Origin of the sequence: Photorhabdus cinerea (assembly GCF_011189575.1) — a bacterium.
GTDB lineage: Bacteria > Pseudomonadota > Gammaproteobacteria > Enterobacterales > Enterobacteriaceae > Photorhabdus > Photorhabdus cinerea.
In genome coordinates this window covers 109,152-116,544 of the sequence record NZ_PUJW01000015.1, presented here as the reverse complement: position 1 = coordinate 116,544, position 7,393 = coordinate 109,152, and the positions used below count along the sequence as shown (strand labels likewise).

Annotated in this window: 6 protein-coding genes and 1 pseudogene; 4 read left to right on the top strand and 3 right to left on the bottom strand. The window is 46.6% G+C overall.

Annotated features, from left to right (window positions below; translation table 11 throughout):
• A pseudogene (locus tag C5469_RS15345) lies at window positions 1-158 on the top strand (RNA-guided endonuclease TnpB family protein); the annotation flags it as partial.
• Window positions 159-214: 56 nt separating this feature from the next.
• Here the strand turns inward: C5469_RS15345 and C5469_RS15340 are convergent.
• From C5469_RS15340 to C5469_RS15330, 3 genes are read right to left on the bottom strand one after another with little or no spacing between them, the layout of a single operon-like run.
• Window positions 215-1,408, bottom strand: a complete 1,194-nt coding sequence (locus tag C5469_RS15340; protein WP_166308376.1) for an MFS transporter — start codon at window positions 1,406-1,408, stop codon at window positions 215-217.
• 22 nt (window positions 1,409-1,430) lie between these two features.
• Entirely contained in the window at window positions 1,431-2,612 is a 1,182-nt protein-coding gene (locus tag C5469_RS15335) for a cysteine desulfurase family protein (protein WP_166308373.1), read from the bottom strand.
• Window positions 2,613-2,658: 46 nt separating this feature from the next.
• Entirely contained in the window at window positions 2,659-3,375 is a 717-nt protein-coding gene (locus C5469_RS15330) for a hypothetical protein (protein ID WP_166308370.1), read from the bottom strand.
• A gap of 447 nt (window positions 3,376-3,822) precedes the next feature.
• Here C5469_RS15330 and greB point away from each other — a divergent pair, with 447 nt between their 5' ends.
• The 3 genes from greB to C5469_RS15315 all read left to right on the top strand — a co-directional run bounded on the left by greB (window position 3,823) and on the right by C5469_RS15315 (window position 7,345).
• Window positions 3,823-4,296, top strand: a complete 474-nt coding sequence (greB, locus tag C5469_RS15325) for a transcription elongation factor GreB (RefSeq protein ID WP_166308367.1) — start codon at window positions 3,823-3,825, stop codon at window positions 4,294-4,296.
• Between the two features lie 308 nt (window positions 4,297-4,604).
• Entirely contained in the window at window positions 4,605-6,929 is a 2,325-nt protein-coding gene (locus C5469_RS15320; protein ID WP_166308364.1) for a Tex family protein, read from the top strand.
• Between the two features lie 254 nt (window positions 6,930-7,183).
• Window positions 7,184-7,345, top strand: coding sequence for a hypothetical protein (locus C5469_RS15315; RefSeq protein WP_166308361.1), 162 nt, complete (start codon window positions 7,184-7,186; stop codon window positions 7,343-7,345).
• Window positions 7,346-7,393: the final 48 nt, after the last annotated feature.

Genomic DNA, 7,393 nt, shown 5'->3' with positions numbered 1-7,393 from the left:
CGGAACATGACAGAGATATCAATGCCGCGTTGAATATCAGGGAGCAAGGGTTATTTGAATTACAGGCGGCGGGTCTCGTCGTCTCTGCCCATGGAGGCCAGCGTCAGACTTGTCGAGCACAAGCAGCGGCCTGTGAAGTGGGAAGCCTCGCCCGATAGGACGGGGAGCAGTCACTACCTCGTACATACTGATTTTTATACTCACTGAATGACCGTTAACGTATTTCACTCTGGGCCGTCAGCTCGTCCTTAATACGACGAAACCACCGCCCTCCCAATAACGCCACCACAAGTTCAAGAGAGGCTATTGTGGCCAGAACCAGAATAAACAAGATTTTGCCCGAGCTAACTAATATCCACCCACCTATTACCGGAAATCCAAATATACCCACAAAATAGGCGACAACGAACCAAGTGAGGGCCGCATGTCGATTCTCAAGAGCAGAGTCATTTACTGCCCATGTTTGAATAACGGGATACACCAATCCATACCCTATCCCCGTTAACATGGCCGCCACAATCTGGAACACGGGGTGCACCGGTATGCCTAACAGGGCCAAAATACCTATGATTAAGAATGACATCAACACGGTGACTAACGGGATACGGGGCATCGTCGATAAACGTCGGGCTAACAAAAGCCGCGACACAACCACAGTCGCTGCATGTACCGCGAAGAAGGTACTAGCATTTGCACGAGTCCCTTCAACGAGCGAACTCTGGAACGACATCATTCCGGAGAATACGCCGCCTCCCAGACCTACCATTATGATGGGACGGATCGCACTACTTGTAGCAATCTTCGTTATTTTTTTCACCCAAGGTCTCAGTGATAACTCCTGTTGACCATTTGGTTCCCTGATCCCAAAGGTTGCCAGCAGTAGTGAGGCAAGGATGCCAACGACGCCAACAAAGAGAAACGTTGTTCGGATGGGCATTCCTGCCTGCTCAACCGCTACGGCAAGGAGGATGGGACTGCCGCAAATCCCAGCCATTTGAAACGCACTAAAGCGGGTAAACCAGTGGCCCCTATCAGCGTCGGTGACACGCTCCGACAACGCCATGGGTCCACTGATATAGAACATTCCCCAACCGAGTCCAATCAAGAATGCTGCGATACGCGGGATGTAACTCAGTTCACTGCTAAAGCCGCCTAAGAGAAAATAACCACAAGACATCGCAAACGCCGCGAGGGCGGCAAGTCGCGATGCTTCCAGCCGCCCGGCAAACCATCCGACCAAAGGAACACCAATCAAGGTGCCGACCAAGGCCACACCGAGAGTCGTCCCAGCGTCAATGTCACTCCCCCCTTGTGACCGAAAATACGCGGAAATAAGAAAGGTGGCGCCATATCCCCCCGCAGTGAACAGGGTTCCGAACAGGAGAAAAAGTGCCGACATTGTTCGCATGAGTCAAACTCCATCTTAATTATCATTGAGTAACGAATGACTTTGGTGCCATGGACCGCAGTTTATTCACTGCTTTTTCCAGACGGAGACAAACATACCGTATCTCGTCCTCATTATTAAATCTTCCCAGTCCGAAACGCACACTGGCTTGAGCCTGTGCATCACTGACCCCTATTGCTTTCAGTACATGTGACGGTGCCTTGTTAGCGGATGTGCATGCAGATCCAGAAGACAGAGCAACCTCAGAAAGCTCTAGCAAAAGCGAGTCAGCATCTATGCCGTTGAAGGAGACATTTAACAGACCAGGAAGGCATTCGGTGAGATGGCCGTTTATCCGAGCACCAGCCACATTCTCGATAATATACGACCGAAGCAAATCCCGTAAATAACGTAACCTTATCGACTCATCGGTCAAGTTTTTCACAGACAGCTCGACAGCACGACCGAAGCCTACGATCCCTGGGACGTTAAGAGTTCCAGAACGTAATCCTCGCTCATGTCCCCCTCCGACAATGAGAGGGGTAAGTGTTATATTTTTATTGCGTGAGTTGATATAAAGTGCGCCGATCCCCTTTGGCCCATAAATTTTGTGCGCGGAAAATGAGGCAAGACTAATGTTCATGCGCTGTACATCAAATTCTATTTTGCCGAGCGCTTGCGTGGCATCTGTATGAAGAGGAATATCATGCTCCTTACAGATTGCGCCTATCTCTTCAATTTTTTGTATTGAACCAATCTCGTTGTTAGCAGCCATAATTGAGACGAGATAGGTATCATCTCTTATTGCACGAGATATTGAGTCTGGGGATACGATACCGTCGCTTTGCGGCGGTAAATAGGTCACCTCTGTTCCCATTGATTCGAGCCGACTGCAACAATCAAGAACAGCTTTATGCTCAATTGTCGATGTGATGACATGCCCCCTCTTGCCCCGATGTTGAAGGCCCGCGATTGCAAGATTGTTCGACTCGGTCGCGCCAGACGTGAATATAATATCGGAATGACTCATCGCATTTATCGATGTTGAGATCACTTTCCTTGCATTATCAACAGCTTCCATTGCTTTCCACCCAAATGCATGGTTATTGCTGGAAGCGTTTCCATAAGCGTTGGTAAAATAGGGCATCATAGATTGAAGCACATCGGGATCTAATGGCGTTGTAGCGTTGTTATCCAGATATATAGGTCGGGCTAAGTTATACATAATTTTCTACCTTAACAAAGATGAAATTATTTTCTTATTATCTTGACTATATCTGCTGGGCAGTAATTATATCGCCTTTGCTCACATCGCCCGCTTCATTAACAAGATTAAGACGAATGGCGGTTGAAACACCGAGCATGTGGCTGAGCTGAAGCCCACGCACATATGCCAAAGCTCTCGACCAGGCGCAATCCTCAAAGAACACCTCCAGAAGAGCGTCTGAGCCTTTGTGATCGCCGGCGGCTTTCTCGAAGTACTCCTTCGTAATTGCTGCACAAGTGAGTTTCTGAGTCGGCTCTTCGTAAGAAGCATCTGACGTCGATGGTTTGCCGTCAGCGAGGTTTTTGGACACCATCCGTCGTGTGATAATTTCGGGTATTTCCCCGGAGGCAAGGATGTGAACAAGGTGCTGCCTGGCTGAATCTTCGTGAATAACGCGTATTTCACTGAGCGGGATCTGATATTTTTCCGTTACGGGCAAGAATACATTCCTGATCGAGGTATGGAGATGACTCAGGCGAGGGTTCCGCTTTTGAGAATTAGTGAGGTTTTCTGTCAGGAACTGAAGGCGGAATATCCCATGATGATCGAAAGCCACGGATATCCTTGGCAATTGACCACATTTATCTTGGCTTTGCTTGGCGAACAGCAGCGCAGCCTCAAAGGCTTTCAGTTGAGCCTCGACAACTATCTCACTATCCTTATTGAGATAAGCCCGTGAATTCCCCGCCAATATGCTTACGTTAGTTTCTTGCTGATTCATTATCATCAATATCCTTTTCCATGATGGATCGTACGTATAAGAATGACCCAATTTTTGGATCGGGGAACGTTCAGAGTGGCTGGTATAACACATGAGAGAATAATGCGATCTTTATAACTAAAAGTTCGCTAAATACCGTTTTCTCTTGAGACCCCTGTTATATGAAATAAGAATTTCTTATATCAACAAGAGTATATTTCCCAGAAAAAAAGGAAGGGTAAAGGTTAACGTCTCTTTTTTGTTTAAAAGTGGATCTTCGTCTTATTTAGACTGAAAATTAATGTGTCTTCTTATGTCAAAAGTAGATCTCTATCTTGTTTAAAATATCGTTGGTTGATGAGATTATTTTGAATCGTTAGGATCTTTATAGTTAACTACAGTATTCAAAGTCAGGAACAAAAAGCTGTACTTATCTCCTGTTCTGAACATATATCAAAGCAAATCAAAATGAAAACTAAGCTTATAACTCGTGAAGGCTACGACAAACTAAAGAAAGAATTGGATTATCTATGGCGTGAAGAGCGCCCGGAAGTCACCAAAAAAGTAACCTGGGCGGCGAGTCTCGGTGACAGGAGTGAGAACGCAGATTATCAATATAACAAGAAGAGACTGCGGGAAATTGATCGACGGGTCAGATACCTTACCAAGAGCCTGGAAGCACTACGATGTGTTGATTACTCACCTCAACAAGACGGAAAAGTGTTTTTTGGTGCATGGGTAGAGATAGAAAATGATCAAGGAGAGATAAAACGCTTCCGTATCGTTGGGTACGATGAAATTTTTGGTCGTAAAGACTACATATCCATCGATTCTCCAATGGCTCGAGCTTTACTAAAGAAAGAAGTCGGAGACAGCGTAATCGTTCATACGCCAACAGGAGAAGCCATGTGGTACGTGAATAAGATCGAATATGTGAAATAGGCAGAGCCAGCGAATAAGATTAAATTGCGAATACAAGAGCTGATTGCGGGTTTGAGGCTGGAATAAAGAGAAATAATCACTAAAACAAACTAACCTTTTCCGGTGATGGGGTGACTTTTTCCATGAAAAATCCAAGGAAAAGATTCGATTTAATCGCGGTTGCTCTGACGTAACTTGCAATAAATTCGTTGAATTGTGGCGTAACCGATCAAAATAAGATTAGGCATGAACTGGAAATTGTTTCTCCTAAAACGTATAAAGGGGTTTTTGCGAATATTTGAAGCCTATCCACCAGAAGAAAACACAACATGAATGAATCTCTGAGCCAAATTATTGCAAGTGAGCTACAGGCCCAGCCACAACAGGTACTTTCAGCGATCAGTTTACTTGATGAAGGGAATACCGTTCCTTTTATTGCTCGATATCGTAAAGAGGTCACCGGAGGTCTGGATGATACCCAACTTCGCCAACTTGATAGCCGCCTTAGTTATCTGCGTGAACTGTCAGATCGTCGCCAAACCATTCTTAAATCCATTGATGAACAAGGTAAGCTGACACCAGAGCTGGCCGAAGCAATTAATGGAACACTGAGTAAAACAGAGCTGGAAGATCTTTATCTTCCATACAAACCCAAACGCCGCACCCGCGGGCAAATCGCTATTGAAGCGGGCCTTGAGCCTCTGGCGGATTCTCTATGGCAAGATCCGCAACAAGAACCAGACTTAATTGCCGCTGCCTTTGTCGATACCGATAAAAGTGTAGCTGACACCAAAGCTGCTCTGGATGGCGCCCGTTATATCCTGATGGAGCGCTTCTCCGAAGATGCCGCATTATTAGCAAAAGTTCGGGAATATTTATGGAAAAATGCCCATCTGGTCGCTAAAGTTGTCACAGGAAAAGAGGAAGAAGGCGCTAAATTCCGCGACTACTTTGATCATCATGAGCCTATCGCACAGGTCCCTTCTCACCGTGCACTAGCCATGTTCCGTGGCCGTAATGAAGGAATACTGCAACTTTCTCTGAATGCTGATCCCCAATTTGATGAGCCACCCAAAGAGAGCCACGGCGAGCAGATTATTACGGAGCATCTTAATCTACGTCTGAACAATGCACCGGCAGATAGCTGGCGCAAAGCCGTAGTAAACTGGACATGGCGTATCAAGGTATTGCTGCACCTTGAAACTGAATTAATGAGTACCTTACGCGAAAAAGCAGAAGATGAAGCCATCAAAGTGTTCGCCCGCAACCTGCAAGATCTGCTAATGGCTGCACCAGCAGGTATGCGTGCAACAATGGGGCTCGATCCTGGTCTGCGTACTGGTGTTAAAGTTGCGGTAGTCGATGCCACTGGCAAATTGATAGCCACAGACACTATTTATCCACATACCGGGCAAACCACCAAAGCAGCCGCAAGCGTAGCAGCGTTGTGTATCAAACATCAGGTAGAACTGGTCGCTATCGGTAACGGAACCGCTTCTCGCGAAACAGAACGTTTCTTCGCGGATATACAAAAACAGTTCCCGGAGATAAAAGCACAAAAAGTCATTGTCAGTGAGGCAGGAGCCTCTGTTTATTCTGCATCTGAGCTGGCAGCCCAAGAGTTTCCTGATCTGGATGTTTCACTGCGTGGTGCAGTTTCTATCGCCCGCCGCCTGCAAGATCCACTGGCTGAGTTAGTGAAAATCGATCCTAAATCCATTGGTGTGGGCCAGTATCAACATGATGTCAGCCAGACTCTGCTTGCCAAGAAACTGGATGCGGTCGTCGAAGATTGTGTGAATGCTGTCGGTGTCGATCTGAATACCGCCTCCGCACCTCTGCTCACTAAGGTTGCCGGGCTGACGCGTATGATAGCCCAGAATATCGTAAACTGGCGTGATGAGAATGGCCGCTTCAATAACCGTGCACAATTACTGAAAGTCAGCCGCCTTGGGCCAAAAGCTTTTGAGCAGTGCGCCGGATTCCTGCGTATTAGTCACGGTGATAACCCACTGGATGCATCGACCGTTCACCCGGAAGCCTATCCAGTCGTTGAGAAAATTCTGGCAGCTACTGAACAGAAGCTTCAAGAATTAATGGGTAATCCTTCCTCACTGCGTGGATTGAAACCTGAAGATTTCACCACAGAACAATTTGGGGTTCCAACCGTTAGCGATATTCTGAAAGAGTTGGAAAAACCGGGCCGCGACCCACGCCCAGAGTTTAAAACCGCGACCTTTGCAGAAGGCGTGGAAACGATGAACGACCTGCGCCTAGGTATGATACTGGAAGGTACCGTGACAAATGTGACTAACTTTGGTGCATTTGTCGATATCGGCGTCCATCAGGATGGTCTGGTGCACATCTCTTCATTGTCAGAGCGGTTTGTAACAGATCCCCACACGGTGGTAAAAACAGGCGATATCGTCAAAGTAAAAGTACAGGAAGTTGACCTAAATCGTAAACGTATTGCGCTGACCATGCGCCTCGATGAACAACCGGGAGAAACCAGCTCACGCCGCAGCAGCAATACCCAAGCTGACCGCCGTCCTGAACGCAATGACCGGAACCGCAATACTCCACGCTCTCCTGCCTCAGCCGGGAACAGTGCCATGAGTGATGCACTCGCCGCCGCATTCGGAAAAAAACGCTGAGATTCATATACCTGTAAATAGATGCACTGCCTTGGCAGTGCATCTCAGATTACGGAGATTTCTGCCATGTTAAGAACACTGCCCCCTCAAACTTTCACTATAAATATACATTTCAAGGAGTAGATTAGATGGAAGTAACATAGTGAATTTATCATCAACGATGTACTCAAACGTCGGGAAAAGAATCTGGTGCACTCCTGAGAAATCTTTAGAAAAGTGACAGGCAGATCTACTTAATTGAGCTAACAATTTCAATGAGAACACAGCCATGCCGCTCGTTCATTATGTCAAAAGATGATGGTCTTACTCATCAGTCATATGGCAGGGCTGCTCGCCACATTATTCCGTCCTTTGATTTGGTCTATCTGGAGGTGAAGATACCAGAACAACACTCAGCAACGTTACTACTGTCATAGTAGAGGACGGAGCCCACCTACAATTCAGGCTTTCAATAACAAATATGC

Coding starts and splice junctions, on each gene's coding strand:
- C5469_RS15340 (WP_166308376.1), bottom strand. CDS start 1,408: ATGCGAACAATGTCGGCACTTTTTCTCCTGTTCGGAACCCTGTTCACT.
- C5469_RS15335 (WP_166308373.1), bottom strand. CDS start 2,612: ATGTATAACTTAGCCCGACCTATATATCTGGATAACAACGCTACAACG.
- C5469_RS15330 (WP_166308370.1), bottom strand. CDS start 3,375: ATGAATCAGCAAGAAACTAACGTAAGCATATTGGCGGGGAATTCACGG.
- greB (WP_166308367.1), top strand. CDS start 3,823: ATGAAAACTAAGCTTATAACTCGTGAAGGCTACGACAAACTAAAGAAA.
- C5469_RS15320 (WP_166308364.1), top strand. CDS start 4,605: ATGAATGAATCTCTGAGCCAAATTATTGCAAGTGAGCTACAGGCCCAG.
- C5469_RS15315 (WP_166308361.1), top strand. CDS start 7,184: ATGAGAACACAGCCATGCCGCTCGTTCATTATGTCAAAAGATGATGGT.